This window comes from Paeniglutamicibacter sp. Y32M11 (genome assembly GCF_019285735.1).
GTDB lineage: Bacteria > Actinomycetota > Actinomycetes > Actinomycetales > Micrococcaceae > Paeniglutamicibacter.
The window spans coordinates 3,102,228-3,126,877 of sequence record NZ_CP079107.1 but is presented as its reverse complement, the minus strand read 5'-3'; the positions used below and the strand labels follow the sequence as shown (position 1 = coordinate 3,126,877).

The window sequence follows — 24,650 nt, the reverse complement described above, 5'->3', positions numbered from 1 at the left end:
ACGATCGCCGATAGGGGAGTCCTCAAGGGTGCTGATCCGTTGCGGCTAGCGGATCTTTGGATCCATGCGCACGCAGCAATGATGCGCGTTGGTCGGAGGATCGAAACATGCGCGGTAGGGTGCCTCCGATTCTTCAACGACCGCGGTCAGTAGCGCTAGGTTCATGGCGCAGACGGTGTCTCGATGATTGAGGGAGAGCTGATGGAAGGGGCAATCGAGGAGTTCGAGCGCACCATCGGGACGGGCTTGGGGCCGGTATCCATGATCGCTGAGCACCTGGGCTAGGGGACCGGACTGGGCGCCGATCGATTCACCGGCTTCGCGAGCCACCTCGGCGAGGACTTCGGTGACGGGGCGGTTTTCAGCTCCGGCACGCTCAATGGCCTGAGCCATGAGATTTGCCGCCAGAGTGTATTCGCGGTGTGGCACGCTGGCGGCGACCTCGTGATGAGTCGCGGTGTAGAGCTTGGAGGGGCGGCCGGAACCGGGTCCTTCCTTACCGTTGAGGCGTCTGAATTCCACCGCTAGTAGACCCTGATCTGCCAGCTTGTCCAGTTGAAAGGCGACGGCATTGCGGGGGAGCCCGAGGGCGCTCGCGCAGTCCTCTCGACCCACTGCGCTATCGGCTGTGCGTACAAATTCGTACACGGCCTGGCGAACGGGATCGGCCAGGGCCGCCACGGCGGTCAGCCGTTGCTGTTGATGGGAGGGCGTCATGGCTCAAGTGTAAATCTAAAGCTAGCAACTGTTGACTTAGAGATTCTCGAGATTCTAAAATGACGTATACCTACTTTAGAAAGAAGGGCCGAGAGATGGCCACCCGCACCGTGAGCGCCGCAACCGACAGCAGCGCCAAGCTTAATCACCAAGCGTTCGTCCTATTGCGAACCATCTTCACCGTCGCGCCGATAGTTTTCGGCCTCGACAAATTCACTAACCTGCTCACCGACTGGACGCATTATCTGGCTCCGCTGGCCACCGACATCATTCCTGTCACTCCGCAGGTGTTTATGTTTGCGGTGGGCGTCATGGAGATTGCTGCAGGCATTCTAGTGGCTCTGCGCCCCAAGATTGGCTCGTTGGTTGTGGTCCTCTGGCTGTTGGGGATCATCGTGAACTTGCTGATGATCCCCAACTACTTTGATGTTGCCCTGCGGGACTTCGGGTTGTTGGTCGGAGCTCTAGCACTGAACCGGCTCGCAACGGCACGCGGGGCGTAGTGCCGTCCGAGCTCGACTTGGGGTGGCGGCCGAAGCAAGCGGTCGGTGCCGCGGGTGGTTTTCTTTCATCCGCGGCACCGAGTACCCTGCGTACAATGGCCGACCACGCATCGATGCCATCGCTTGTCGGTCTCGGCCCAAGATGGCAGGATGAACCGGGCAATATCAGCTCTTCATCCATCGCCCAAGAAAAGGTCAGACATGCCCGAGATTCGAGTGGCTGCAATCGCCACCATCCAGATCGACAATGAACGCGTTCGAGTCACCGAATGGCGTTTCGCCCCTGGAACCGAAACCGGATGGCACGTCCATCCCACCGACTATGTGGTGGTCCCGATGACCACCGGCGAGCTCGGCCTGGAGACCACGGACGGCGTGTCGGTCAATTCCCTGCGGGCGGGTGTCTCCTATACCCGGGTTGCCGGCAGCGAGCACAACGTCTTCAACGATGCGGATTCCGAGTTTGTGTTTGTGGAGATCGAGCTGAAGTAGTCAACTTTTAGCAGCGCCAGTGGCCTGAAGATGCGGACTCCGAGAATGAAGTAGGGGCGGGACGCATGTCAATTGCGTCCCGCCCCTACTGCTGGCTCATCGTTTCCTAGAAGTGGTTTTCCGCCTCGGTAAGCACCGAACGCAGGATCGACTCCATCTGGTCGAACTCCGGCGGGCCCACCGTCAGTGGCGGGGCAAGCTGGATGACGGGGTCTCCACGGTCATCGGCGCGGCAATACAGCCCCGCATCGAAGAGGGCGGTGGACAGGAAGCCGCGCAGCAGGCGCTCGGACTCCTCGTCGTTAAACGTCTCCTTGGTCTTCCTGTCCTTGACCAGCTCAATGCCGTAGAAGTAGCCGGCACCCCGGACGTCACCGACAATCGGCAGGTCCTTGAGCTTCTCCAGGGTGGACTTGAAGATCGGGGCGTTGTCCTTCACCCGCTGGTTCAGGCCCTCGCGCTCGAAGATGTCCAGGTTCGCCATGGCCACAGCGGTGGAGACCGGGTGCCCGCCGAAGGTGTAGCCGTGATAGAAGGTGGTGTCCCCGTGCTTAAACGGCTCGAAGAGTTTTTCCGAAGCGATCATGGCGCCAAGTGGTGAGTATCCACTGGTCAGGCCCTTAGCGCAGGTGATGATGTCGGGAACGTAGCCGAAGTCATCACACGCGAACATCGAGCCAATGCGCCCAAAGGCGCAGATGACTTCGTCCGAGACCAGCAGTACGTCGTTCTCGTCGCAGATCTCGCGCACGCGTTGGAAGTAGCCCGGGGGAGGTGGGAAACATCCGCCGGAGTTCTGGACTGGTTCTAGGAAGACCGCCGCCACGGAATCTGCACCCTCAAATTCGATGGCCTCACGGATACGCTCCGCGGCCCAGAGACCGAAGTCCTTCTCATTATCGGCAAATTGCTCCGGGGCACGGTAGAAGTTGGTGTTTGGTACTCGGAAAGTTCCGGGGACCAATGGCTCGAACGGAGTCTTCATATCCGGCAGCGAGGTGATCGCTAGGGCGCCCTGCGGCGTGCCGTGATAGGCCAGCGCCCGGGAAATGACCTTGTGTTTACCGGGCTTTCCCTTCAACTTGAAGTACTGCTTGGCCAACTTGAAGGCCGATTCAACCGCCTCACCGCCGCCGGTGGTGAAGAAGACGCGGTTCAAATCGCCCGGAGCGTAGTTGGCCAGTCGCTCGGCCAGATCAATGGCCGGTTCATGGGCGTAGGACCACAGCGGCATGAAGGAAAGTTTCTGGGCCTGCTTGGCTGCGGCCTCGGCCAGCTCCACTCGGCCGTGACCGGCGTTAACCACAAAGAGGCCTGCCAGGCCATCGATGTAGCTCTTGCCGGCATCGTCGTAGAGCATATGACCCTCACCTCGGGTGATGATCGGGATGTGGGCACCACCCTGCGAAGGAGAATGGCGGGCCATGTGCATCCACAGGTGATCCCGGGCCGCGTCCTGACGATCGGTGCCCAAAGGAGTGGTGCTGGTTGCTGATTTGCTGGAAATGCTCATCGTGTACCCCAGTTGTATTCCTGTTTACGTAGCGAGAGATACATGAACGTTTCGGTTTCACGTACCCCTTCCACGGATCGAATTTCGGTGATGATACGAAGGAGGTCCTCATCATTGGCGCAGATAACTTCCGCAATGATGTCCGATGGGCCGGCCACCACAACGCAGTAGTCGACCTCGGGTAGGGCAGAGATCCGATCGGCTGTGGCAATGATGTCGCCGGTGGATTTAATGCCCAGTAGGGCCTGTCGTTTAAAGCCAAGCTGCAGCGGATCGGTGACCGCGACAATTTGCATGACCTTACTGTCGACGAGTTTTTGGACCCGTTGCCGCACGGCGGCTTCGCTCAGACCCACGGCCTTGCCGATGGCTGCGTAAGAGCGGCGCCCGTCTTGTTGTAATTGCTCAATGATTGCTTTTGACGTTTCATCCATGACAAAGCCATTGGAAGAGCTGTGGGGCGCGGATTGGGTCACGTCCTATCGACCTCCTGATCGAACGAATGGGTGGCCTTACTCAGCGGTGTGGCACCACCATGCCGCTGAAAAAGAGCATAGCCCGAAGGAATCAGTTGTGGAAGAGTCTTTTCGCAACGGGTTTCATTTGTTTCAGAAATGTTAATCAACGAAAACTATTGTCAGGGCACGGTATTCCTGACATGATCCTTTTCAAGAGACGCGGTGACTGGTGTCACGCTGATCCAGCGTTACCCACCAGAAGATGCAGGGCCAGCTGAAGGGGAGCTTCAAAATGTCAGAGCAGAATCAGCGTGAAATGCCTCGGGATCCAGCCGTTCGAGCACTGATTGGTCAGATGCAACGCATGCAACTCTCCCGTCGCAAGATGCTCGCGGGTGCCGGAGGCTTGGGGCTAGCAGCGTTCTTGGCCGCCTGCGGTACCGGCGGTAAGTCAGCAAGTTCTGAATCTGCGAAGGTAGCGGTCACCGACCTGTCCGAGAGCGAGAAGAAACTCGCCTTCGCCAACTGGACGTTGTATCTGGACTACGACGAGAAGACCAAGAAGTACCCCTCGCTCCAGGAATTCACCAAGCTCACGGGGATCGACGTGAGCTACTCGGAGGACATCGACGGTAACGACACCTACTACGGGAAGGTTCAGGCTCAGCTGTCGGCCGGCCAAGACATCGGACAAGACATCATCGTCCTCACCGACTGGATGACCGACCGCGTTATTCGCCAGGGATTCACCCAAGAACTGAACCATGCAAACATTCCCAACTTCAAAAACCTGCTGCCCACGCTCCAAAACGTTGACTTTGATCCGGGACGCAAAAACTCGTTGACCTGGCAAAGTGGCTACGCGGGCATTGCGTGGAATAAGGCGAAGTTCCCGAAGGGACTGCGTAGCGTGGCCGACCTGTGGGCCCCTGAGCTTAAGGGGCGAATCACGGTCTTGGACGAAATGCGGGACACCATCGGCCTGCTCATGCTTCAAGATGGTGTGGACATCGCCGGAACGTGGGGCGACACCGAATTCGCCAAGGCCACAGACACCCTCAAGGCACAGATCGACAACGGTCAAATTCGTCAGGTGAAGGGCAACTCCTATAAGGAGGACTTCATTTCCGGGGACGCCATCGCCGGCATCGTGTGGAGTGGGGATTTGACCCAAATGAACTTCGAGAACAACGACCAATGGGAGTTTGTTATCCCGGAGGCCGGTTGCACCTTGTGGAGCGACAACATGATGGTCCCGGTGGCTTCGCCACACAAGACCAACGCCGAGAAACTCATGGACTTCTACTATGACCCGGAGATCGCGGCCCAGGTAGCAGCCTACGTCAACTTCATTTCGCCCGTGGCTGGCGCAAAGGAAGCCATGGAAAAGATTGATCCGTCGCTGACGGACAATCCGCTGATCTTCCCCTCCGACGAAGATCTGGCCAACGCCCACGTCTTTAGATCATTGAGCGCCGAGGAAGAAACAAACTACGGTTCCCAGTTCCAGACCGCGATCGGCGCCTAATGTTGCGGGCCACTCACCAAAAACCGGCGCTCCGGCTCGTCCTTGGGGGGAGCAAGAGCGTCCGGAGATCCCGTCGCGCAGTCGTTACCGGATCGGGTGGAGTGGCCCTTGCGGGTGTGGTTCAAGCGCGTGGAAGAGTCGAGCCAGCATCGGCTGAACGGAAGCTGCAGCAGAGCCAGCCACCGCAGAAAGTCCGGTTCCAGCGGGCCGGGGGATCGGTCAGGACTACATGACCCCGATCGAACCGATCTACCAGTGCCTGATGCGTGAGAGATGCCTGAGATGAGTCTTGAAGTCAAAAATCAATTCCAGAACATGTTCCAACCAATGATTGGCGCCTGATTATGACCACCGTGACCACTAGCAAGAGTGAGCCTGGCACGACCACGTCCTCGGGCGCAGATCTACACCTACAGAACATTTCGAAACGATTTGTGGATTTCACCGCCGTGGATGATCTGACCCTCACGGTACCCAGCGGTACCTTCTTCGCTCTGCTGGGACCATCGGGCTGCGGCAAGACCACCACCTTGCGCATGATCGCCGGGCTGGAACAACCCACCAGCGGCAGTATCAGTATCGGTGGGCACGACGTCACGAAGCTGCCCTCCTTCCAACGGCAGGTAAATACCGTCTTCCAGTCCTACGCACTGTTCCCACACATGAGCGTGTTGGATAACGTAGCCTTCGGTCTCAAGCGCAAGCGAGTTAAGGACACCCTGCAACGCGCCAAGGCAGCCCTGGCCATGGTGGAACTTGAACATATGGCGTCCCGAAAACCCACCCAACTCTCCGGCGGACAGCAGCAGCGCGTGGCACTGGCACGGGCCCTGGTTAACCGTCCGGCGGTGCTTCTGCTTGATGAACCGCTCGGGGCTTTGGATATGAAGCTGCGCAGGCAAATGCAGGTCGAGCTCAAATCGATCCAGACAGAAGTGGGGTTGACCTTTATCCACGTCACCCACGACCAGGAAGAAGCCATGACCATGGCCGACACCGTCGCGGTAATGAATAAGGGCAAAATCGAGCAGATGGGGGCCCCGCGCGACCTCTACGAATTGCCCAAGACCGCCTTTGTTGCCAACTTCCTTGGCAAGTCCAACCTGATGTACGGGACGGTACTTGAAGATCTGGGTGACGCCGTGGCGGTGGACGCTTCGGGCCACCGACTCGTCATGCCCAAAAATCGGGCAGTGGCCCACAACGGTGCTGCGGTGGTGGGGGTCCGCCCCGAAAAGATGCGGGTCATGACCCTAGAGGCCGAGTATTCGCCCAGCGCCAACATGCTGACCGGAACCGTCCTTGACGCATCCTTTACCGGGGTCAGCACCGAATACCTTGTTGATGTCCCCGGGATCGGAACCCTAGCAACCTTCTCGCAGAACATGGGCCAGGCTCCTGCGCAACGCGGCGAAACGGTGCGCATGACGTGGGAGCCGGAATTCTCTTTCGGCCTTGATGGGAATGAAAAGGCCACCGAAGGGAAGGATGCGCTATGACCGCCACCGCCACGCGTCGTGGCGACAAGAAAAAGCAAAAGCTCGAAGACCCACGCAGCACCGAGGAAATCTCAGCGGAACGTCGTAAGGGCAGAATGGGGCTCTACCTCATCCTGCCGGGGATGATCGTGCTTGCCCTCTTCTTTGCCGCCCCGGTTCTGGTGCTGCTGAGCATGTCGCTCAACGCCAAGCCGCCGGGCGGCGAAATCGGCGAGTTTGTCCCCGCCCTAGAATTCGGCAACTATGTCACAGTCGTCAGCGCCTATTGGGATGTCTTCCTGCGCTCCTTCATCTTTGCGCTGATCGCCACCGCCGCGGCGCTGGTCATCGGATTCCCCATGGCCTACCTAGTGGCGGTACGGCTGCGCGGTCGTCAGCTATTGCAAGGCATCCTGTTGGTGCTACTCATTGCACCCTTCTTCTCCAGTTTCATCTTGCGCACCCAGGCCTGGAAACAGATCCTTTCGGATGAGGGTCCGGTGGTCACCGTTCTGCGGGCCATTGCCATTCTGCCCGCCGACGGACACCTCACCGCCACGGCCTTTGCCGTGGTTTGCGGCTTGACCTATAACTTCCTACCGTTCATGACCCTGCCGATTTACGCGAACCTTGACCGACTGGACACCAACCTTTTGGAAGCCTCGGGAGACTTGTATGCCAGCCCACTGACGACCTTTTTCAAGGTGACGCTGCCGCTCTCGGCGCCCGGCATCTTCGCCGGCACCCTGCTGACCTTCATCCCGGCCGCGGGCGACTACGTAAATGCGGCGTTGTTGGGCAATAACAGGGACACCGCGATGATCGGGCAGGTCATTGATTCTCGCTTCTTCAAGATCGTCGATTACCCCGGTGCCTCGGCCTTGAGCTTCATCCTGATGATCTTGATCCTTGCCTTGGTCCTGATCTACATCAAACGCTTTGGCACCAAGGAACTGTTCTAGGGAGGTTTGGCATGAAACGCGTAATTGGACGTTGGTTGATTCCGGTCGCCGGAGGTCTGGCCTTTGTGTACCTGTTGGTGCCGATCGCCTATATCTTTGTCTTCTCCTTTAATGACGCGGGGCGGACCAACCTGGAATGGCGGGGCTTCACCCTCAATAACTGGCAAAACCCCTGCGGAGCACCCAACGTGTGTGAATCGCTGGTCAACTCACTGCAGGTCGGTGTGGTGGCCACGGTGATCGCCACGGTGTTGGGTACCTGCATTGCCTTGGGGTTGGTGCGTTACAAGTTCAAGTTCCGCAACACCGCCGATCTCTTGATCATTCTTCCGCTGGCAACCCCCGAAGTGGTCCTGGGCGCTTCACTGCTGGCCCAATTCCTGAACCTCGGGTGGGAACTGGGATTCACCACCATCGTGATTTCTCACGTCATCTTCTGTATGTCATTTGTGGTGGTCACCGTCAGGGCCCGCGTCTCGTCCTTGGATCCACGACTTGAGGAGGCGGCATCTGATCTTTATGCCAGCCCCTTGGCGACGTTCTGGAAGGTGACCTTCCCGCTGCTGCTCCCGGGTGTTGTGGCAGCGGCCTTGCTCTCCTTTGCGATGAGTTTTGACGACTTCATCATCACCAACTTCAACTCGGGAAACTTCTCCACCTTCCCCAAGTTCATTTACGTCTCGGCCACCCGCGGCATTCCAGCCCAGGCCAACGTCATTGGATCGGCAATGTTCCTGCTGGCCCTAGCGGTCGTCATCACCTCACAGGTCATCGCCTACCGCCGTCGCAAGGTGCTCGCCGCACGGTAGACGGAGGAAGTGTCGAGTGCGGCACATTCGGGAAGTGAGCGCTGGGGTGAGGAGGCTCCATGATCATATGCCGGCGGCTGCTATGCAAAGATAGTTGGCATGAGTGAACAAAAGTGGCTGTCTCCCGTGGAAAGAGAGGCGTGGCTGGCCCTCGTCTCGGTGGCGACATTGTTGCCCGCAGCACTCGACAGCGAGTTACAGGTCCAGTCGAAGATCACCCTCTTCGACTACAACGTCCTGGCGATGTTGTCCGAGGCGCCGGACCGCGTGTTGCCCATGAGCGAGTTGGCCTCGCGTACCAGCGCCTCACTCTCGCGTCTCTCACACGTTGTCAAAAAGTTGGAGTCTCGCGGCTGGGTGGAACGCAGCCGATCCGAACAGGATGCCCGGGTCACCATCGCCCAACTCACCGGGCAGGGGTGGGACACCTTGGTATCACTGGCGCCCGAGCACGTGGCTTCGGTACGTCGACTGATCTTCCAGGGCCTGGATGAACACGATGTTGCCGAACTGGCACGTATCGGCCGAAAGGTCGTTGTCCAATTGGAGCCCGAACACTGGATCCTGCGTTAGCCAAAAGCTGGCGTGAGACAGATCGCATGCCGGGAAGCCAAAAAGACAGGTTGTCGATTTGGCCCCGGATGTGTTAATCGCCTAGAATGATTAGGCGTTAAGTCGTGCATGCCCAATCGGGTGTGTGCGGTTACCCGTAAAACCGAATATCATGGTCGCCGAGTAGGGAAAAGTACTCATTGACCATGAGGTTCACCGTCTTTCACGCTAAAAAAGGCTCTTCGGTTGGTTCTCACCCAGCCTGGTTACCTTCTGCAGTAATAACGGTGTCACAACTGGTGGCGGGACTCTTATACGCAGATTCAGAGGCAGCAGTTTCCGCTGTATCTGTAAAACGAGTACCGCCAATATTTACTACAACTGAGGAGTGATCATGGCAGCAGTATGCCAGGTGACTGGTGCAGTTCCGAACTTCGGACACAGCATCTCCCACTCGCACCGCCGCAACAAGCGTCGGTTCGACCCGAATATCCAGAAGAAGCGCTACTGGGTTCCGTCCCTGCGCCGCAACGTTACGTTGACCCTGTCGGCAAAGGGCATCAAGCTCATTGACGTTCGTGGCATCGACGCCGTTGTAACCGGACTCATTGCAAAGGGTGTGAAGATCTAGTGGCTAAGGATAAGGACGTACGTCCCATCATCAAGCTCAAGTCGACCGCCGGTACCGGGTTCACTTACGTGACTCGCAAGAACCGCCGCAATGACCCGGACCGTCTCGTACTGAAGAAGTACGACCCGGTAGTCCGCAAGCACGTCGAATTCCGAGAGGAGCGCTAAACATGGCCAAGAAGTCTATGATCGCTAAGAACGACCAGCGTAAGGTCATCGTTGAGCGCTACGCCGAAAAGCGTGCAACCCTCAAGAAGACCCTTGTTGACCCGAACGCAACCGACGAGGCACGCGAAGAGGCCCGCTTGGGTCTGCAGAAGCTGCCCCGCAATGCATCGCCGGTACGTGTTCGTAACCGCGACGCCATTGACGGCCGTCCCCGCGGTACCCTCCAGAAGTTCGGTATCTCCCGTGTTCGCTTCCGCGACATGGCACACCGTGGCGAGCTTCCGGGCATCACCAAGTCTTCCTGGTAAATTCCAGAAGATGTCGAAGGCCTCAACCATTCGTGGTTGGGGCCTTCGGCCGTTTAACGGCCAGTAAATTTGTCGAATCCGAAATCAGTGTTCGGGGTGTGAGGTAAAAAGCCGACGCAACCATCCGCCACGACCTGTAGCTACCGAGTCGATTCTTTCGGTGACGGGCGCCGCATGGCTGGCGGATCGTCGTTTCTCCCAAGCGTTCAGCTCCGCATCGATATCCCGGAGTGCGGTCACCACCGGAGGCCCGCCCAGCAATTGCCGGCGTGCCTCAATGATGCGGGAATTAAAGTCAGCAAGCGCCTCACGGACGGCTGTCTTGTTCGGCAGCTGGTCCAAGGTAGCTTCCAACTCTGCATCTTCCTTGCGCAGCATCAACGCCGGGGGACCGAGGCCGCTGACGTTCTCCCGTTCCATGAGCCCCTTCACCCACCAATCGGGATCGTTGGTGGTTCCCAAACCGGGAATGGGTTTGCCAGCGTAGGCGAGATTATCAAAATCCCCGCGGGCAAAGGCAGCATCGAGGGCGCTGTTGGCGACCTCCCAGACCTCATCATCGGCATTAAACCGAGGAGCCTGTGGGGGAGCTTGATCGGAGCCGAAGCTCCTGCCAGTCTGTTGAGCGTATTCGTCAACGGGAACCGGTTCTGCCTCCGAGTCGCGGGCTAACCGATAGCGGGCCGAACGCAGGGCTGCTTCACTGTTTTCTTCAAGATTTTCTCTCGACATGTGCCCTTCACACCTTTCGCTAGGCCAATAACCTTCAGCTTAACGAGGTGTGGACCCCTGGGCAATCAAGGCAACGGGCCGGATGCTCGGGCGGGCGATCATCCCCGATGATCATTGCGGCGAGTAGCCCCGCCACGACGCAGAGCAGCTGCCAGCACGCGCCGAATCGGAGCATAGACGGTAGTTTTAGACATCATGAGCAAGCCTTTCAGCACACAGACACTCCGCAGGGCACCCGTCGAGCACGATGCACCGTACCGGGCTCCGGGTGATGCCACGGGCTTGCGAATACTGGTCACCGGAGCGAATGCAGGCATCGGATTCTGGACCAGTCTCCAGCTGGCGCAGCGCGGAGCCGAGGTCATTATGGCCTGTCGCAACGAGGCGAAGGCACAAGCCGCGGCCAGCGCGATCTTGGCGAGAGTACCGAAAGCCACCCTCCGACACGTGAGACTGGATGTTTCCAGCCTGGCCTCGGTAGCCGACGCCGTGGAAGAACTGGGAACTCGTGAGCGCCTGGACGTTCTGATTGCCAATGCCGGGATGGTGCACGCGCCACGCACGCGCCAGCTCAGCGTCGATGGCTTGGAACTGGTGTCCGCCACGAACTACTTCGGTCACTTCGCGTTGATCAGCGGGTTGCTTCCCGCACTGGAGCGAGCTGCCGCCGCCCGTGTGGTGATGCTCGGATCACTTGCTACCCTGTTGGTTGGCCGCCCACGGCTGGAGGATGCCCAACTGGACCGCAACTATTCAGCATGGCGGGCCTATGCCCAATCCAAGGTGATGACTCAATCCTTCGGCTTCGAACTTGACCGGCGTTTACAGCTGGATAAAAGCAGGATCCGCTCGCTGGTGGCACACCCCGGATACTCTATTTCCGGTCGCACTCAGGTGATCGAGGGTATTAATGAACCACGTATCGGGAAACGTGCCCTGGCCTTGACCCAAGGTGCGTTCACTCAAGGAAAAAATCATGGCGCCTGGCCCGTGGTGCGCGCGGCGTTGGACGCGCAGGCTTTCAACGATAGTGGGCCGGCATTTTATGGGCCGAGGGGCTTGGTACGTGGAGGCCCCGCTAGAACTCGACCTGCCTCGATCACCACCGATCGCGCCAAGGCGGAACTGATTTGGAAGGCGGCCGAAACGGCCACCGGCATCCGCCTGTTTGGCTAATTTTCCCCTTCGGCCAGGAGTCTGACCGGACATTCCAGGCGCCAACATTGAGCACGGGGGAGCGCAGTATTTGGCAGAAAAAGACCCCAAGCCGAATCGTCGAGTCACGCCGCCGCGAAGTGCCGTTCGTCTCTCTTTGGCCTCAAAAAATACTGCTAAGAGCGAAAAAGCAGCAAAACTTCAAAAAAAACCCCGGAATTCGGCCCAATTCGGGCGTTTCGCGCAGGATCATTTGGTAAGTTCTCACACAGAAGTCCCCGCGAACGCGAGGCGGCCCGCCCCGTAAAAGGGCGGGAAGATTAAGTCCAGGAGGACATACTTTGGCTATGAACCGTAGTGAACTTGTTGCAGCTGTCGCCGAGAAGACCGGCAACTCCCAGGTAGCCGTCAACGGCGTTTTGGACGCAGTGTTCGACGTCTTCGTTTCCCAGATTTCCAAGGGCGAAAAGGTTTCGATCCCGGGATGGCTCGCAGTTGAGCGCACCGACCGTGCAGCTCGCACCGGCCGTAACCCGCAGACCGGCGAAGCCATTCAGATTCCGGCTGGCCACTCGGTCAAGTTGACCGCTGGCTCCAAGCTGAAGGCTGCCGTTTCCGGTAAGTAGTCTGCGCTCGTCGCAACAGCTTCGAAACCGCTCCCTGCACTGGTCCTATGACCGGGTGGCAGGGGGCGGTTTCCGCGTTAACGAGCTGTCACCCGCACGATCATTCTACGAATCGTAGAATCTAGTAGACTAATTTGCTGGAACCGATCGGCAATACCAGTCCTAGCAGCGGGTGGAGGAATGCGGCATGAACGATCACGGCCTGCGCATCATGCGTGGCTGGATTGGTGCGTTCGTTTGCACAAGCCTTGCCGCTGCATCCCACACCCTCGTAGACGGTGCCAGACCACCCCTGGCGATTCTTGGCCTGCTGTTCTGCATCAGCGCAGCGATCTGCACGGCGGTGGCCTCCCATAAGATTTCGCTGCTCCGCACCACCTGCGCGGTGGTTTTGAGCCAGGGCATCTACCACGGAGCCTTCTTATTGTTCGGCCACCAACACCAGGTGTTCGGAACACTGAATGCCACCACGGAGCATGCCGGGCATGGGCAGCAACTCACACACCTGAGCATCAACAACTCCGTTACCGTTGCCGCCTCCGTTGAACCCACCACCGGGCTGCTGATGCCGTTGGCCCACCTCCTTGCCGGCGCCCTGACGGTGCTGGCCATACGCCGCGGTGAGATCGCCGCCCGCGCATTCGCGGAAGCCATTCTCCTTTGGGTGCCGTGCCTGATCCTCTTTGCCCGCACCACGCAGCTACCACGCGGCAGCCAGCCGCTGCTGGGCAGCTACCGCCCGTCATTGGTCCTGCGCGACGTGCTGCGTCCCAGTCTTTATCGCCGTGGTCCGCCACGGGGTCCTGCTTTCGCCATCTTGTAAAAGCACTCCCAACCGTCCGCGGCACGATGCTCCCGCGGTGCAAAGGACCACTCAAGCCATGACTCATGTAATCCACACCCCACGCACCCTCACCCGCCTCGGCCTGCTCTTCGCAGCGGCCTTGCTGTGCCTGATGACGGTATTCGGCGTTTCCAGCGCCCAAGCCCACGACGAATTGATATCCTCCACACCGGCCTCGGGAGACGTGCTGAAGGCCGCTCCGAAGTCGCTGGTGCTCACCTTCAGTGGAGACATCAAGAAGATCGGCACGATTCTGGAATTGACCGATGACGCGGGAAAAAGCTTTGACTCGACCTTTGCCGTCGCGGGGCGCGAGGTCACTGTCACTCCCACCACGACGTTGATTAATGGCAGCTACGTGCTCGACGCTCGTGTGGTTTCCTCCGATGGTCACCCGATCAACAAGGAGATCGCCTTCGAGGTCAAGGACCCCGCTGCGGCGGCCAGCTCCGCACCAGCCACCGCTTCGGCACCGGCGGCCGAGCAGGCCCCCGCAGCACCAGCCCCGGAAGCCACCGAAGACTCCGCCGCTACTGAGCCCTTCGCGGGTATGCCGGCGGGTCTGATCTGGACGATCGCCGGCGTTGCCGTCATCGGGATGGTGCTGCTGGTGCTGCTCAAGGTCCGCGGCCAAAACAAGTAAGCAGCAACACCCGGGGCCGCCACCGTTGGTGCACCCGGGAAAAGCCGTACGTGCTGCTTCCCGGGCCAACGTGGCACCTGCCACTTTGGCCCGCTCCCCGGTTGAACGGTGGGAGAATGGTCGGGCAGGAAGTTGAAAGGACAACGTGAACACGTCACTGAACACTAAGGCCGACGCCTCAACGGGGCGTTTGTGGCCCCTGCTGACCCTACCGGCACTGGTGGTGGGCATCCTGGTGCTCATCACCGCCAGCTACTTTGCCGGCACGGCACAGGCTAGCGAGCTGGGGGATCCCGGTCCGCTGATCCGTTGGGCATTGCCCGCGGCCAAGGCCATTCATCACTCAAGCATGGCCATCACCATCGCCTCGCTGGTCTTCGCGGCCTGCATCCTGCCGCGTTCGACCAAACCCAAACGCCCGGTGCCCGGCGAGAGCAGCACCGACGGTGGTCAAACCCATCCGGCCTTCGCCCGCGTGATGAACCTTGCCGCGGCCGCCGGAATGGTCTGGACCGTCTCGGCCGCAGCGGTACTGGTGTTCAACTTCTGGGACCTCGTGGGTAAGCCCATGAGCGCAGACCCCAGCTATACCTCCGCGATGCTGGATTACGTCCTGAACATTTCCGTCGGACGGGCCTGGGCCTGGATGATCGTGATCGCTGCGATTACCTCCTCACTGGCCTTCGGTGTCCGCTCCCCGGCCTGGGTCGGTGCCACGGCGGCCTTCTCGCTGGCAGGAATTCTGCCGCTGTCCTTGATCGGCCATGCCGCCGGCGGAGATGACCACTGGGGCGCCGTCAACTCGATCATGCTGCACCTGGCCGGGGTATGCCTCTGGTTCGGTGGCATCGTGGTGCTCGCCGCGCTGGCACCGCTGCTGGTGGGCAAGAGTCCCGGCCGTTTCTCCGGCCCCCGCCCCATCCTGGCCGGCACGGTGCTGCGCCGCTTCTCCGCGCTGGCCACCATCGCCATCGTGCTGGTCGCCGGCTCCGGCGTGGTGAACGCCACCATTCGCATCACCGGGTGGGACCAATGGCTCACCCCCTATGGCCTGCTCGTCATCGCCAAAGCCGTAGCAACACTGGCCCTTGGCGCGCTGGGCCTGGCCCACCGCCGCCGCGTCATCCCCGCCCTCGAGGCGGGGAAAATCGCAGCGACCCGCGCCGCCTGGTTGGTCGTGGGCGCCGAAACGATCATCATGGCCATCGCCATGTCGCTGGCCACCGTGCTGGCCCGCACCGCGCCTCCCACCCCGGATACCGCACCGGTCCTTCCCACACCGGCCCGACTGCTCACCGGCTACGAGCTGCCGCCGGAACTCACCACGGACAGCTGGACCCAGGTCTGGCGGATGGACTGGCTGTGGATCGCCATTGCCCTCTTCCTGGCCGTCGTGTATCTCTGGGCCGTGGTGACGGTGCGCCGTCGCGGGGACAAATGGTCGATCCTGCTGACCATTTCCTGGCTTCTGGGTCTTGGCTGCCTCTTCTACTTCACCTCCGGAGCCCTGGCCGTCTACGGCAAGATCCTCTTCTCGGTGCACATGGTTGACCACATGGCCATGACCATGGTGGCGCCGCTGCTGATGGTCATCGGCTCGCCCGTGACCCTGATGCTCAAGGCGCTGAGCTCACGCACCGATGGGACCCGGGGACCGCGCGAGTGGATCCTGGTGTTGGTGCACTCCAAGTACTCGGCGCTGATCACCAATCCGATCTTCGCCGCCGCCAACTTCGCCGGATCCATCATCATTTTCTACGGAACCGACATCTTCGGCTTCGCCCTGCGCAACCACGTGGGCCACGAACTGATGAACGTGCACTTCCTGATCACCGGTTACCTCTTTGCGCTCTCGATGATCGGCACCGACCCGGTGCCCCGCCGGGCCCCTTACCCACTGCGCCTGGTGATCCTGCTGGCCACCATGAGCTTCCATGCCTTCTATGGTGTCTCCATCATGAGCTCCACCTCTCTGATGCAGGCCGACTGGTTTGGCAATATGGGACGGACCTGGGGCGTGGACGCACTGGCGGACCAACGCCTGGGCGCCGGGGCCATGTGGGGGATTGGTGAAATCCCGACGCTGCTGCTGGCCCTGGGCGTGATGGTGTCGTGGAACCGCGACGACACCAAGGAAACCAAACGCAAGGACCGGCAGGCCGACCGCGACAATGACGCGGAGCTACACGCCTACAACGATATGTTTGCCAAACTCAAGCAACAGGATCAGGAGCTGCAGCAACGTGGCCGCTAGGACTAAAATCGGCGCTTTGCGCACCATCTCGCTGGGCGCGGCACTGCTGCTCGCGCTCTCCGCCTGTTCTTCTGGGGACTCAAGCCTCGAGCTGCCCAAGGGACACGCCCCGGTGAACACCGATGCCCCGGCCAGCGCACCGGCCGTCGCCAACGCTTCGGCCAGCACTCCGGCTGCCGCCAGCACGGCGGCAAACATGTCCACCGCCGAGCTGGCGGTGGCCTCGGGTATCTCCATGGCCGCGCTGCTGGGCTTTGATCAGGCCCGAGTGATTACCGGGGACGAGTTGGAGGCGCTGCGCAAGGCACCGCAAGACACTCTCGGCGGTGTGGCGGTGCTTCCCACACAATGTGGCGAGGTCATCGAGTCGCTGAACTGGTCACCGGTGCAGATGGGCGACGAGGGTGCTCGCAGCGATTTCCTCAACACCACCGTTTCGGCCACCGGATCCGTGGAGGTCGCCAAAATCTCGGACCGCTCGGTTCTTGATGAGCATTACGCCACGGCCCTGGCGGTACTCTCCGAGTGTCGAGCCGCCAATATGAATCAGGGCACCGAGACCGGCCCGTTCATCGCGAAAAAGCCGCAGGTTTCCGCCGGGCAAGCCGATTCGGCGATCCTGTGGGAGCGCGGAAACACGGGGCAGGGAATGCGCCAGCAGGCTTTGGTGTTGATCAAAGCCAAGGGAGATTATGTGGCCATGGTGTCCTTCATCGCCCAAGATGGTCTGGAAGCTACCGAATTTAGCGAATTGGCGGCCCAGATCCTGAATGCGGCGCTGGCCCAGGTCAACTAGCTCGGTGTTTTAGTTCCGCGGTCATCGGCCACTACGTGCGGTGATTTAAGGATTCGTTACATCGCGTCATGTTCTCCCCTCCCGCAGACCACTCACGGGATAATTGCAGTACAGCATCGTGTCAGCCGACAAGCTCTAGGAGTACCCCCATGACAGTGACCCCCAGTACCGGAACCGAATCCGTGCGCACCTCCTATAAGGTCCGTGCCTCGGAATTAGTGGGCCGCAATTGGCTGAACACCGGCGGGAAACAACTTTCGTTGCAGGACTTCCGTGGCAAGATCACGATCCTGGACTTCTGGACCTTCTGCTGCATCAACTGCCTGCACGTCCTGGACGAGCTGCGCCCGCTGGAGGCCAAGTACTCCGACGTGGTGGTGACCGTCGGTGTGCACTCCCCAAAGTTTGAGTACGAGGCAGACCCCGTCGCGCTGGCCGCCGCGGTGGAACGCTACGAGATTGCGCACCCGGTGCTTGATGATCCCGAGCTCGTGACCTGGCAGGCCTATGGCGCTCGTGCCTGGCCGACCCTGGTGGTTGTTGATCCCGAGGGCTACATCGTCGCTCACCTCTCCGGGGAGGGCCACGCCAGCGGTCTGGAATCCCTGGTGGAAGAATTGATAACCGAGCACGATGCCAAGGGCACCTTGCACCGCGGCACCGGCCCGTATGTGGCGCCGCCGGCGCGCGAGGGTAACCTGCGTTTCCCGGGCAAGGCCGTGGCGTTGGAGAACGGAAACTTCCTGGTCGGCGATTCGGGGCACCACCGCATCGTGGAGCTCAGCCAGGATCTGGGCACCGTGGTGCGCAGCTTCGGCTCCGGCATCAAGGGCTATGCCGATGGCGACGCCGACACCGCTCAGTTTAATGAGCCACAGGGCCTGACCCTGCTGCCGGCCGATGTGGCCACACAGCTGGGCTACCACGCGGTCATCGCCGATACGGTGAACCACCGTCTGCGGTCGCTCAACCTAGAAACCGGAGCGGTGGGGACCCTAGCCGGCAACGGTATCCAGCGCCTGCTCGACGTTGATCAGGCCCGTGCGGCGGTTGACGAAAACGATGCAGAGGTCTGGATCAGCGATCTGGGCAGTGCTCCGCTGGAGACCTCGTTGTCTTCCCCGTGGGATGTTTTGTGGAGTCAGAAGGCCCAGGCCGTCATCATCGCGATGGCCGGCACCCACCAGATCTTCTCCTTCAACCCGGTCACCGCGGTTCTATCGGTCTTCGCCGGTACCGGCCTTGAGGGTCTTGCCGACGGAGCACCGGGGGAGAGCTGGTTTGCGCAGTCCTCCGGTCTGGCCAGTGACAAGGAGGGGAATATCTGGGTTGCCGACTCGGAGACCTCCGCGCTGCGCCGTCTGGTCCTCAACGAGGAAGGAACGGTGGCGGCGGTAGAGACGGCCATCGGTGCCGGACTCTTCGATTTTGGCTTCCGCGATGGTGCCGCCGCCGAGGCTCGCCTGCAGCACCCGCTGGGTGTCACCGTGCTGCCCGATGGCTCGGTGGCCATCGCCGATACCTACAACGGCGCCGTGCGTCGTTATGACCCTGCGACCGCAACCGTCAGCACGCTGGCGCGCGGTCTGAATGAGCCGGCCGATGTGCAGCTTGATGATTCGGTGGACGGGGAGCCGGTATTGCTGGTCGTGGAGACCAACAACCACCAGCTGGTCCGTCTGCCGCTTCCGGCCGAGGCCCTGGTGGTTGACGAGGGAGCGAGCCAGACCCAGCGTCCCAAGACCAAGGTCACCGCGGGAGCTCATGCGCTCACCGTGCGTTTCTCCGCCCCCAAGGGCCAGAAGCTAGATGATCGTTGGGGAGATCCGACCCAGTTGAAAATCTCCTCCTCACCGGAGAATTTGCTGCTCTCCGGCTTTGGCACCTCCCCGGGCCTGACCCGCACCTTGGAACTAAACCCGGATGTCAGCGAGGGCGTCCTGCACATTACCGCCCGCGCCGCCTCCTGCGATGGTGAGCCGGGTGGCGAGATCCCGATGCATGCAGCCTGCCACCTGTACCAGCAGGACTGGGGCATCCCGGTGATCTTAGATGCCGAGGGTGAATCCGAGCTGATTCTGGATTTGCGCGGTCTGGATAACTAGGCACCACTTAGCAGTACAAAAGGCAAGGTAACTCCCCGGTGGGGGATTTGCCTTGCTTTTTTGTACGCGATTGTGGGCCGGGCAACCTGCCTGCGTAAGCGATGTCACCGGTGGTGGGGATCAACTTCGTGAGACAGCTCATGGCAGAGAATTACCGCTCAGCGTATTGTTAGCATTGCTAAGTAACTATCGAGGTCAAAACCAAAGCCGTGAAAGACATCGGCGACACGAAGGAGGATCCGTGGCTCGCCCGGATCATGTGAACGAAACGACACCTGCCCCAAAACCCATCCAAGACCCAGCATCGGATACTCCCGAGGCAAACACCACCGGCGATCTGGCCGCCGAATTACGCCTCGCCGTCATGCGGGCGGCACGACGGATGCGCATTGAATCCAGCTCCGACGCCGTGAGCCCCGGACAATACTCGGTACTCGCCGGACTACGCAGCGAGGAACGCACCATTGGTGAGCTGGCCGCGATCGAACGCGTCAGCGCACCGTCCATGACTCGAATCGTCAAGGGTTTGCTGGAAGCCGGTTTGATCACTCGCACCGTCAGTGCACAGGACGCGCGACGCGCGCTGGTGGCACTAACCCCCGCTGGCGCCGCAGCCTTCAACGCGGCACGAAACCAGCGGACGGCCTGGATGGCACAGCGGGTTGAAGCACTTGATGCGGCCGATCGTGCCACCCTGGCCCGCGCCGCGGTGCTGTTACAGGGGATGAGCGCCAAATGAGCAAGATGTTCAGTGCCCTCAAATTCCCGAACTACCGGCTCTGGACCGCCGGCGCCCTGGTCTCAAACATCGGTACCTGGATGCAGCGCGTGGCCCAGGACTGGCTGGTACTCACCATTCTCACCAATAACGACGGAACCGCGGCCGGCATCACCACCGGCCTGCAATTTTTGCCGATCCTCTTCCTCGGCCCGTTTGCCGGGGTGCTGGCCGACCGCATGAACATCCGCAAACTGCTGCTGATCACCCAGAGTGCCATGGGCATCTGCGCCACCGTCTTGGGTGTCCTGGTGATCACCGGAACCGCGGAACTGTGGCACGTGTATGTGCTGGCCCTGGGGCTGGGTATCGCCAGTGCCTTTGACGCTCCGGCACGTCAGTCATTTGTCTCCGAGCTGGTTCCCTCTACCCACCTGGCCAACGCCGTGGCGCTGAACAGTGCATCATTTAACATGGCCCGGCTGGCGGGCCCCGGTGTCGCCGGATTGCTAATCGCCTGGTTTGGTACCGGTCCCGCGTTCCTGATCAACGCCGCAAGCTTCGGCGCGGTGCTCTTCTCCCTGTTCAAGATGCGCACCCAAGAACTCCAACCCACCATCCTGGTCAAGCGGAGTAAGGGGCAGATTCGCGAGGGCATCGCCTACCTGGGCACCAGACCGGATCTCCTGCTGATCTTTGCCCTGGCCTTTGTGGTGGCAACCTTCGGGCTGAACTTCCAGCTCACCAACGCATTGATGGCCACCGACGTCTTTGAGGTGGGGGCCGGTGAATTTGGTTTGCTTGGCAGTGTGATGGCCGTCGGTACCCTCGGTGGAGCACTGCTCGCGGCACGGCGTAACCGTCCCCAGTGGCGCTATCTGCTCGGCGGCGCCGTCGGCTTCGGGGTGCTTGCCCTGGTGGCCAGCCTGATGCCAACATTCTTCTGGTACGCGGTCATGATGGTGCCCGTCGGATTGGCGTCACTGACCTACCTCACCAGCTCCAACACCATGATTCAACTCTCCGTCGAACCGGCATACCGCGGCCGCGTGATGGCCCTGTACATGATGGTCATCCAGGGCGGAACACCGATCGGAGCTCCGCTGGTGGGATGGCTTGGAACCATGTTCGGAGCCCGCTGGTCGGTTGCCGGAGGCGCCATCATCTCGCTGATTGCGGGTCTGATCGCCGTGATCTTGGTGCTGCGTAAACGACGCAAGACCCCGAAGAAGAGAAGCATCGAGCAGGCACCGCAGACCGCGACGATCACGCTGAAGCCGGCGCTGGGTCACTAATCACGACCCGGCCGGCACGGCGGGCGATTTATTCGCTGGAAACCGGGGTGACCTTGACTTCGGTGGTACTAACATCCAACTTTGCGGTGAATCCGAAGCTATCTTCAATGGTCTGCTCGGTGTAGATCCCGGTGCGCAGATTCTGCTCGGTGAGTTCCAGCCGTGACTTGACGGTCAGGGGACGGATGACCCAGCGACCGTCAAAGGACACGATCTCCGCGGCCGGATAGTCCACGATGCTCCAGTGAATGGAGTCGGATTGCACCCGAGCAATAGTCGAATAGCTCATGGGGCACGCAGAAGGCATCAGCACCTGATGCTTGGCACAACCGTCGAGGTACGCGGCGATCTGCTTATTGACCTCTTTCTTGAGCGCCTGGGTTGGCTGCGTCTGCAGCTTGACCGCGGTGCCCTTCTTCTTGAAGTCGGTGATGGCCAGGCCACGGGAGTCGGCCATGAAGTTGGTGGTTGTGAATCCGGTGTCAATGACGGCTGGAACAAACACCGGAACCGTCATCTGCCCCTTGACCAGGGGGGCGGGCCGCGAATTCACGACCACTTCGTTGGTGGTGTTCGCGCTGATGGCCACGGTGGGAAGCGTGGTGGGGACAAAATCCCAGGTATCAAAGAACAACCAGCTGCGGCCGGTGCGCTTGAGCTGGTACTTGGTCTGCTGCTCAACACCATGGATGGAGTAGGTGGCGAGTATGTTAACCGTGTTGTTGTCGCCCGGTTCATCCTCGGGTTTAGCCACGGTGAAGTCCTTGATGTCCGCACTGGCGGCCTTCAACCCGGCACCATCCAGCAAGAGCGCGTTGCCGCTCGGGACGGTGGCATGAAGCAGACCCAGCGCCTTGGCTCCCTCGCCCTTGACCAAGTGATCCTGAAGCTGCAGTACCTTTTGGGCGGGTCCAAAGACCTTCTGGTTCACCAGAACCACCGAAGCGAAGGCGATGACGACCAACACCACAAGGGCCGCTGCCCATGTGGCAGCGACCCGAGTGGGGGATAAACGTTTACTCATTGATTCCTAGGCTACCGGGAAAGCTACATCGTTCGCACAAAACGCCCGCTTAGCGACGGCGCCTCTTGGTGCCGAACATGCCGCGAAGCATTTCTCGCCCAAAAAGATTGGCTGCCTGCAAGGCCATGTCCATGAGGGGATTGTCGGCTTTTTGGGGTGCGGCCGGTGGACGTGTCTGACGTCTCGGAGCACTCTTGGTGGCCTCCGGCGCCTCGGGCATGGCGTAGTCATCGGCGCCCGGTGCCGGCGCCGAATTGGGGATCGAGGAGGGCCTGCCCAAAATCGATTCCTCAATGGCGCGCGCCGCGGCATCAATCTCTGCCTGAGTCTGACCCGCCGCCGGCACACGCGCAGCCACGGAACCACCGGTTGAAACCGTTGCGGTCCCCGCGGTCGGCCCACCAGCCCCGGAGAGCTTCTCAAAGGCCGACTCGCGATCAACGCTCGTTCCGTAGACCTGCATCAGCGCGGATGCTGCGACAATCTCCGAAATGATTTTTTCATTGGAGGGACCCATGGTCGATTCCGGGCTCCACATCCGGGTCCAGGCCACCGGTGTTGGTGCGCCCTTCTCATTCATCACCGTCACCACGGCTTCGCCGGTGCCGGCCTGAGTCAGCGCATGTTCGAGGTCGTACTGACTGGTCGGGAACGTGGAAATGGTCGCCTTGAGGGCCTTGGCATCATCCGGGGTGAAAGCGCGCAGCGCATGCTGAATGCGGTTGGCCAACTGACCAAGCACATCGGCCGGAACATCCTTCGGTGTTTGTGTCACGAAAAAGACGCCAACACCCTTGGAACGGATCAGACGCACGGTGGTGGTGATCGAGGTCAGGAACGCCTTGGAGGCTCCGTTAAAGAGCAGGTGGGCCTCGTCCAGGAAAAATACCAGCTTGGGCTTTTCGGCGTCGCCCACCTCGGGCAACTCGGAGAAGAGGTCGGCCAACAGCCAGATCATGAACGTGGAGAACAGCAGCGGCTTCTGCATCAGCGTGGGAAGCTCCAGGGCACTGATGACGCCGCGTCCATCGGGTGACTGACGAAGCAGCTCGACGGTATCAAATTCTGGTTCCCCAAAGAAGGCATCCATGCCTTGGGCCTGCAGGGTGACCAGCTCGCGCAGGATCACGCCCGCGGTCGCCTTGGAGACGCCGCCCAGTTCCTCGAGCTCGGCTTTGCCCTCATCGCTGGTGAGGTGCTGAATGACCGCACGCAGGTCCTTCAGATCAAAAAGTTCCAGATCTTTGGTATCCGCATAGTGGAAGATCAGCTGCAGGCACGATTCCTGAGTCTCATTCAGCTCCATGATGCGTGAGAGCAAGAGCGGGCCAAAGGAGGAAATGGTGGCGCGAATCGGAATGCCGGTGCCTTCTCCGCCAAGTGAGTAGTACTCGACGGGGAACGACTTGGCCGACCACTCCATACCCACCGATGCGGTGCGCGCGGTGAGTTTTTCCGACGGTGTACCCGCGGTGGAAAGTCCGGTGAGGTCGCCCTTGACGTCCGATACGAAGACCGGGACGCCTTGGTTGGACAGCTGTTCGGCCATCAATTGCAGGGTGATCGTCTTGCCGGTGCCGGTGGCTCCAGCCACGAGCCCGTGGCGGTTCATCATGCGCAGCGGCAGGCGAACCTGCGCCGCGGGGAAGACTTGGTCATCGACAAGTGCCGCGCCCAGGTTTACGGCTGGTCCCTCGAAGGAATAGCCGGCTTGAATGGATGCGGCATGCTCGTCTGTATTCATCTTGGCCATATCCATAGCCTACGGTCTTGACGGTTTTAGCGGTGGTGGGCACGCCAATTGATTTTCAATCGGAGTTCTGGTCTCAGCTCGCGGCCAGATCCTTGGTAAACGGAAGATGGCCAATGGCCTCCGGATCGACCTCAAGATCAAATTGCGGCGAGTAACCCGTACGGAGGTACAACCCGACGGCTTCTGGCTGCCGGGGACCGGTGGTGAGGTACACCTTGCTGTAGCCGAGCTTGCGCGCCTGATCCTCCAACGCGGTCAGGACCGCGCTAGCCAGACCACGGCGTCGAAAATCCCGATGCGTCCAGATCCGCTTGAACTCCGCGGTGTCCGAGGAATATTGGCGCAAGGCGCCCCCGGCAATGGTCAGGTTTTCGTGCAGCAGCAACAGCAAACTGCCGGTGGGAGCCATGAACTCCGCGGCGGGATATCGCAGCATTTCCTTCTCGGTGCCGCCGAAATGGTCCCCATAACGCTCGGTGTACTCCACGGAAAGGGCAGCCAACAACGGCTGCGCCCGGGGATCATGGAGCTGGGCGCTGAGGATGGTGTGTTCGAGGTGGGTCTCGGTGGGTGATGCGCTCATTTTT

Annotated in this window: 26 protein-coding genes; 19 read left to right on the top strand and 7 right to left on the bottom strand. The window is 60.5% G+C overall.

Going from position 1 to position 24,650, the window contains the following annotated elements:
• Positions 1-45: 45 nt before the first annotated feature.
• Positions 46-717: a metalloregulator ArsR/SmtB family transcription factor gene (locus KUF55_RS13885; RefSeq protein WP_218816952.1), complete on the bottom strand. Its 672-nt coding sequence runs from the start codon at positions 715-717 to the stop codon at positions 46-48.
• Between the two features lie 95 nt (positions 718-812).
• Here KUF55_RS13885 and KUF55_RS13880 point away from each other — a divergent pair, with 95 nt between their 5' ends.
• A complete protein-coding gene (locus tag KUF55_RS13880; RefSeq protein ID WP_218816951.1) occupies positions 813-1,220 on the top strand; it encodes a hypothetical protein in 408 nt (135 codons plus the stop codon).
• A 201-nt stretch (positions 1,221-1,421) separates the two neighbouring features.
• The gene (locus KUF55_RS13875; protein WP_218816950.1) at positions 1,422-1,712 is read left to right on the top strand and encodes a cupin domain-containing protein; all 291 of its coding nucleotides are present in this window, start codon (positions 1,422-1,424) and stop codon (positions 1,710-1,712) included.
• 106 nt (positions 1,713-1,818) lie between these two features.
• Here KUF55_RS13875 and KUF55_RS13870 read toward each other — a convergent pair whose 3' ends face one another.
• Together KUF55_RS13870 and KUF55_RS13865 are read right to left on the bottom strand one after the other, a co-directional pair.
• On the bottom strand, positions 1,819-3,225 hold the full coding sequence (locus tag KUF55_RS13870) for an aspartate aminotransferase family protein (protein ID WP_132359237.1): 1,407 nt from the start codon (positions 3,223-3,225) through the stop codon (positions 1,819-1,821).
• The gene (locus KUF55_RS13865) at positions 3,222-3,659 is read right to left on the bottom strand and encodes an Lrp/AsnC family transcriptional regulator (protein ID WP_132359235.1); all 438 of its coding nucleotides are present in this window, start codon (positions 3,657-3,659) and stop codon (positions 3,222-3,224) included. The genes KUF55_RS13870 and KUF55_RS13865 overlap by 4 nt, the downstream gene beginning before the upstream one ends.
• Before the next feature lie 316 nt (positions 3,660-3,975).
• Between KUF55_RS13865 and KUF55_RS13860 the strand changes: the two genes are divergently transcribed.
• From KUF55_RS13860 to rpsN, 8 genes are all read left to right on the top strand, one after another.
• Complete coding sequence (locus tag KUF55_RS13860) at positions 3,976-5,211, top strand: spermidine/putrescine ABC transporter substrate-binding protein (RefSeq protein ID WP_132359233.1); 1,236 nt, start codon at positions 3,976-3,978, stop codon at positions 5,209-5,211.
• 344 nt (positions 5,212-5,555) lie between these two features.
• Positions 5,556-6,710 (top strand): ABC transporter ATP-binding protein, encoded by a 1,155-nt coding sequence (locus tag KUF55_RS13855; RefSeq protein ID WP_218816949.1) that lies wholly within the window; start codon positions 5,556-5,558, stop codon positions 6,708-6,710.
• Positions 6,707-7,651, top strand: a complete 945-nt coding sequence (locus KUF55_RS13850; protein ID WP_132359229.1) for an ABC transporter permease — start codon at positions 6,707-6,709, stop codon at positions 7,649-7,651. Before KUF55_RS13855 ends, KUF55_RS13850 begins: the two co-directional genes overlap by 4 nt.
• Before the next feature lie 11 nt (positions 7,652-7,662).
• On the top strand, positions 7,663-8,460 hold the full coding sequence (locus KUF55_RS13845) for an ABC transporter permease (RefSeq protein ID WP_168150292.1): 798 nt from the start codon (positions 7,663-7,665) through the stop codon (positions 8,458-8,460).
• A 99-nt stretch (positions 8,461-8,559) separates the two neighbouring features.
• Positions 8,560-9,033, top strand: coding sequence for a MarR family winged helix-turn-helix transcriptional regulator (locus KUF55_RS13840; RefSeq protein ID WP_132359225.1), 474 nt, complete (start codon positions 8,560-8,562; stop codon positions 9,031-9,033).
• A gap of 373 nt (positions 9,034-9,406) precedes the next feature.
• On the top strand, positions 9,407-9,643 hold the full coding sequence (rpmB, locus tag KUF55_RS13835) for a 50S ribosomal protein L28 (RefSeq protein ID WP_132359223.1): 237 nt from the start codon (positions 9,407-9,409) through the stop codon (positions 9,641-9,643).
• Positions 9,643-9,810, top strand: coding sequence for a 50S ribosomal protein L33 (gene rpmG / locus KUF55_RS13830; protein ID WP_068733060.1), 168 nt, complete (start codon positions 9,643-9,645; stop codon positions 9,808-9,810). Before rpmB ends, rpmG begins: the two co-directional genes overlap by 1 nt.
• 2 nt (positions 9,811-9,812) lie before the next feature.
• Entirely contained in the window at positions 9,813-10,118 is a 306-nt protein-coding gene (rpsN, locus tag KUF55_RS13825; RefSeq protein WP_132359221.1) for a 30S ribosomal protein S14, read from the top strand.
• 84 nt (positions 10,119-10,202) lie between these two features.
• Here the strand turns inward: rpsN and KUF55_RS13820 are convergent, their stop codons facing one another.
• Positions 10,203-10,850 carry a DUF1992 domain-containing protein gene (locus tag KUF55_RS13820; protein ID WP_218816948.1) on the bottom strand — a complete coding sequence of 216 codons (648 nt, stop codon included), beginning with the start codon at positions 10,848-10,850 and terminating at the stop codon, positions 10,203-10,205.
• A 195-nt stretch (positions 10,851-11,045) separates the two neighbouring features.
• On the opposite strand from KUF55_RS13820, the gene KUF55_RS13815 reads away from it, so the two are divergent.
• The 9 genes from KUF55_RS13815 (at position 11,046) to KUF55_RS13775 (ending at position 21,286) form a co-directional block, all read left to right on the top strand.
• Positions 11,046-12,026: an SDR family NAD(P)-dependent oxidoreductase gene (locus tag KUF55_RS13815; RefSeq protein WP_218816947.1), complete on the top strand. Its 981-nt coding sequence runs from the start codon at positions 11,046-11,048 to the stop codon at positions 12,024-12,026.
• 320 nt (positions 12,027-12,346) lie between these two features.
• Positions 12,347-12,631, top strand: a complete 285-nt coding sequence (locus KUF55_RS13810; RefSeq protein ID WP_132359215.1) for an HU family DNA-binding protein — start codon at positions 12,347-12,349, stop codon at positions 12,629-12,631.
• 187 nt (positions 12,632-12,818) lie between these two features.
• On the top strand, positions 12,819-13,454 hold the full coding sequence (locus KUF55_RS13805) for a hypothetical protein (RefSeq protein WP_218816946.1): 636 nt from the start codon (positions 12,819-12,821) through the stop codon (positions 13,452-13,454).
• Between the two features lie 58 nt (positions 13,455-13,512).
• Entirely contained in the window at positions 13,513-14,118 is a 606-nt protein-coding gene (locus tag KUF55_RS13800; protein ID WP_218816945.1) for a copper resistance CopC family protein, read from the top strand.
• 145 nt (positions 14,119-14,263) lie between these two features.
• Positions 14,264-16,372: a cytochrome c oxidase assembly protein gene (locus KUF55_RS13795; protein WP_255557051.1), complete on the top strand. Its 2,109-nt coding sequence runs from the start codon at positions 14,264-14,266 to the stop codon at positions 16,370-16,372.
• Positions 16,362-17,168 (top strand): hypothetical protein, encoded by an 807-nt coding sequence (locus tag KUF55_RS13790; protein ID WP_218816944.1) that lies wholly within the window; start codon positions 16,362-16,364, stop codon positions 17,166-17,168. The genes KUF55_RS13795 and KUF55_RS13790 overlap by 11 nt, the downstream gene beginning before the upstream one ends.
• Before the next feature lie 149 nt (positions 17,169-17,317).
• A complete protein-coding gene (locus KUF55_RS13785) occupies positions 17,318-19,273 on the top strand; it encodes an NHL domain-containing thioredoxin family protein (RefSeq protein ID WP_218816943.1) in 1,956 nt (651 codons plus the stop codon).
• 241 nt (positions 19,274-19,514) lie between these two features.
• Entirely contained in the window at positions 19,515-20,012 is a 498-nt protein-coding gene (locus tag KUF55_RS13780) for a MarR family winged helix-turn-helix transcriptional regulator (RefSeq protein ID WP_255557050.1), read from the top strand.
• On the top strand, positions 20,009-21,286 hold the full coding sequence (locus KUF55_RS13775) for an MFS transporter (RefSeq protein WP_255557049.1): 1,278 nt from the start codon (positions 20,009-20,011) through the stop codon (positions 21,284-21,286). The genes KUF55_RS13780 and KUF55_RS13775 overlap by 4 nt, the downstream gene beginning before the upstream one ends.
• Before the next feature lie 28 nt (positions 21,287-21,314).
• Here the strand turns inward: KUF55_RS13775 and KUF55_RS13770 are convergent, their stop codons facing one another.
• The 3 genes from KUF55_RS13770 to KUF55_RS13760 form a co-directional block, all read right to left on the bottom strand.
• A complete protein-coding gene (locus KUF55_RS13770; RefSeq protein WP_218816942.1) occupies positions 21,315-22,310 on the bottom strand; it encodes a hypothetical protein in 996 nt (331 codons plus the stop codon).
• Positions 22,311-22,359: 49 nt separating this feature from the next.
• The gene (locus KUF55_RS13765) at positions 22,360-24,063 is read right to left on the bottom strand and encodes a helicase HerA-like domain-containing protein (protein WP_218816941.1); all 1,704 of its coding nucleotides are present in this window, start codon (positions 24,061-24,063) and stop codon (positions 22,360-22,362) included.
• A 73-nt stretch (positions 24,064-24,136) separates the two neighbouring features.
• A complete protein-coding gene (locus tag KUF55_RS13760; RefSeq protein WP_218816940.1) occupies positions 24,137-24,646 on the bottom strand; it encodes a GNAT family N-acetyltransferase in 510 nt (169 codons plus the stop codon).
• Positions 24,647-24,650: the final 4 nt, after the last annotated feature.

What these genes read in the sequence shown, in the direction of transcription:
- KUF55_RS13885 (WP_218816952.1), bottom strand. Translation starts at nt 717, where the DNA reads ATGACGCCCTCCCATCAACAGCAACGGCTGACCGCCGTGGCGGCCCTG.
- KUF55_RS13880 (WP_218816951.1), top strand. Translation starts at nt 813, where the DNA reads ATGGCCACCCGCACCGTGAGCGCCGCAACCGACAGCAGCGCCAAGCTT.
- KUF55_RS13875 (WP_218816950.1), top strand. Translation starts at nt 1,422, where the DNA reads ATGCCCGAGATTCGAGTGGCTGCAATCGCCACCATCCAGATCGACAAT.
- KUF55_RS13870 (WP_132359237.1), bottom strand. Translation starts at nt 3,225, where the DNA reads ATGAGCATTTCCAGCAAATCAGCAACCAGCACCACTCCTTTGGGCACC.
- KUF55_RS13865 (WP_132359235.1), bottom strand. Translation starts at nt 3,659, where the DNA reads ATGGATGAAACGTCAAAAGCAATCATTGAGCAATTACAACAAGACGGG.
- KUF55_RS13860 (WP_132359233.1), top strand. Translation starts at nt 3,976, where the DNA reads ATGTCAGAGCAGAATCAGCGTGAAATGCCTCGGGATCCAGCCGTTCGA.
- KUF55_RS13855 (WP_218816949.1), top strand. Translation starts at nt 5,556, where the DNA reads ATGACCACCGTGACCACTAGCAAGAGTGAGCCTGGCACGACCACGTCC.
- KUF55_RS13850 (WP_132359229.1), top strand. Translation starts at nt 6,707, where the DNA reads ATGACCGCCACCGCCACGCGTCGTGGCGACAAGAAAAAGCAAAAGCTC.
- KUF55_RS13845 (WP_168150292.1), top strand. Translation starts at nt 7,663, where the DNA reads ATGAAACGCGTAATTGGACGTTGGTTGATTCCGGTCGCCGGAGGTCTG.
- KUF55_RS13840 (WP_132359225.1), top strand. Translation starts at nt 8,560, where the DNA reads ATGAGTGAACAAAAGTGGCTGTCTCCCGTGGAAAGAGAGGCGTGGCTG.
- rpmB (WP_132359223.1), top strand. Translation starts at nt 9,407, where the DNA reads ATGGCAGCAGTATGCCAGGTGACTGGTGCAGTTCCGAACTTCGGACAC.
- rpsN (WP_132359221.1), top strand. Translation starts at nt 9,813, where the DNA reads ATGGCCAAGAAGTCTATGATCGCTAAGAACGACCAGCGTAAGGTCATC.
- KUF55_RS13820 (WP_218816948.1), bottom strand. Translation starts at nt 10,850, where the DNA reads ATGTCGAGAGAAAATCTTGAAGAAAACAGTGAAGCAGCCCTGCGTTCG.
- KUF55_RS13815 (WP_218816947.1), top strand. Translation starts at nt 11,046, where the DNA reads ATGAGCAAGCCTTTCAGCACACAGACACTCCGCAGGGCACCCGTCGAG.
- KUF55_RS13805 (WP_218816946.1), top strand. Translation starts at nt 12,819, where the DNA reads ATGAACGATCACGGCCTGCGCATCATGCGTGGCTGGATTGGTGCGTTC.
- KUF55_RS13800 (WP_218816945.1), top strand. Translation starts at nt 13,513, where the DNA reads ATGACTCATGTAATCCACACCCCACGCACCCTCACCCGCCTCGGCCTG.
- KUF55_RS13785 (WP_218816943.1), top strand. Translation starts at nt 17,318, where the DNA reads ATGACAGTGACCCCCAGTACCGGAACCGAATCCGTGCGCACCTCCTAT.
- KUF55_RS13775 (WP_255557049.1), top strand. Translation starts at nt 20,009, where the DNA reads ATGAGCAAGATGTTCAGTGCCCTCAAATTCCCGAACTACCGGCTCTGG.
- KUF55_RS13770 (WP_218816942.1), bottom strand. Translation starts at nt 22,310, where the DNA reads ATGAGTAAACGTTTATCCCCCACTCGGGTCGCTGCCACATGGGCAGCG.
- KUF55_RS13765 (WP_218816941.1), bottom strand. Translation starts at nt 24,063, where the DNA reads ATGGCCAAGATGAATACAGACGAGCATGCCGCATCCATTCAAGCCGGC.
- KUF55_RS13760 (WP_218816940.1), bottom strand. Translation starts at nt 24,646, where the DNA reads ATGAGCGCATCACCCACCGAGACCCACCTCGAACACACCATCCTCAGC.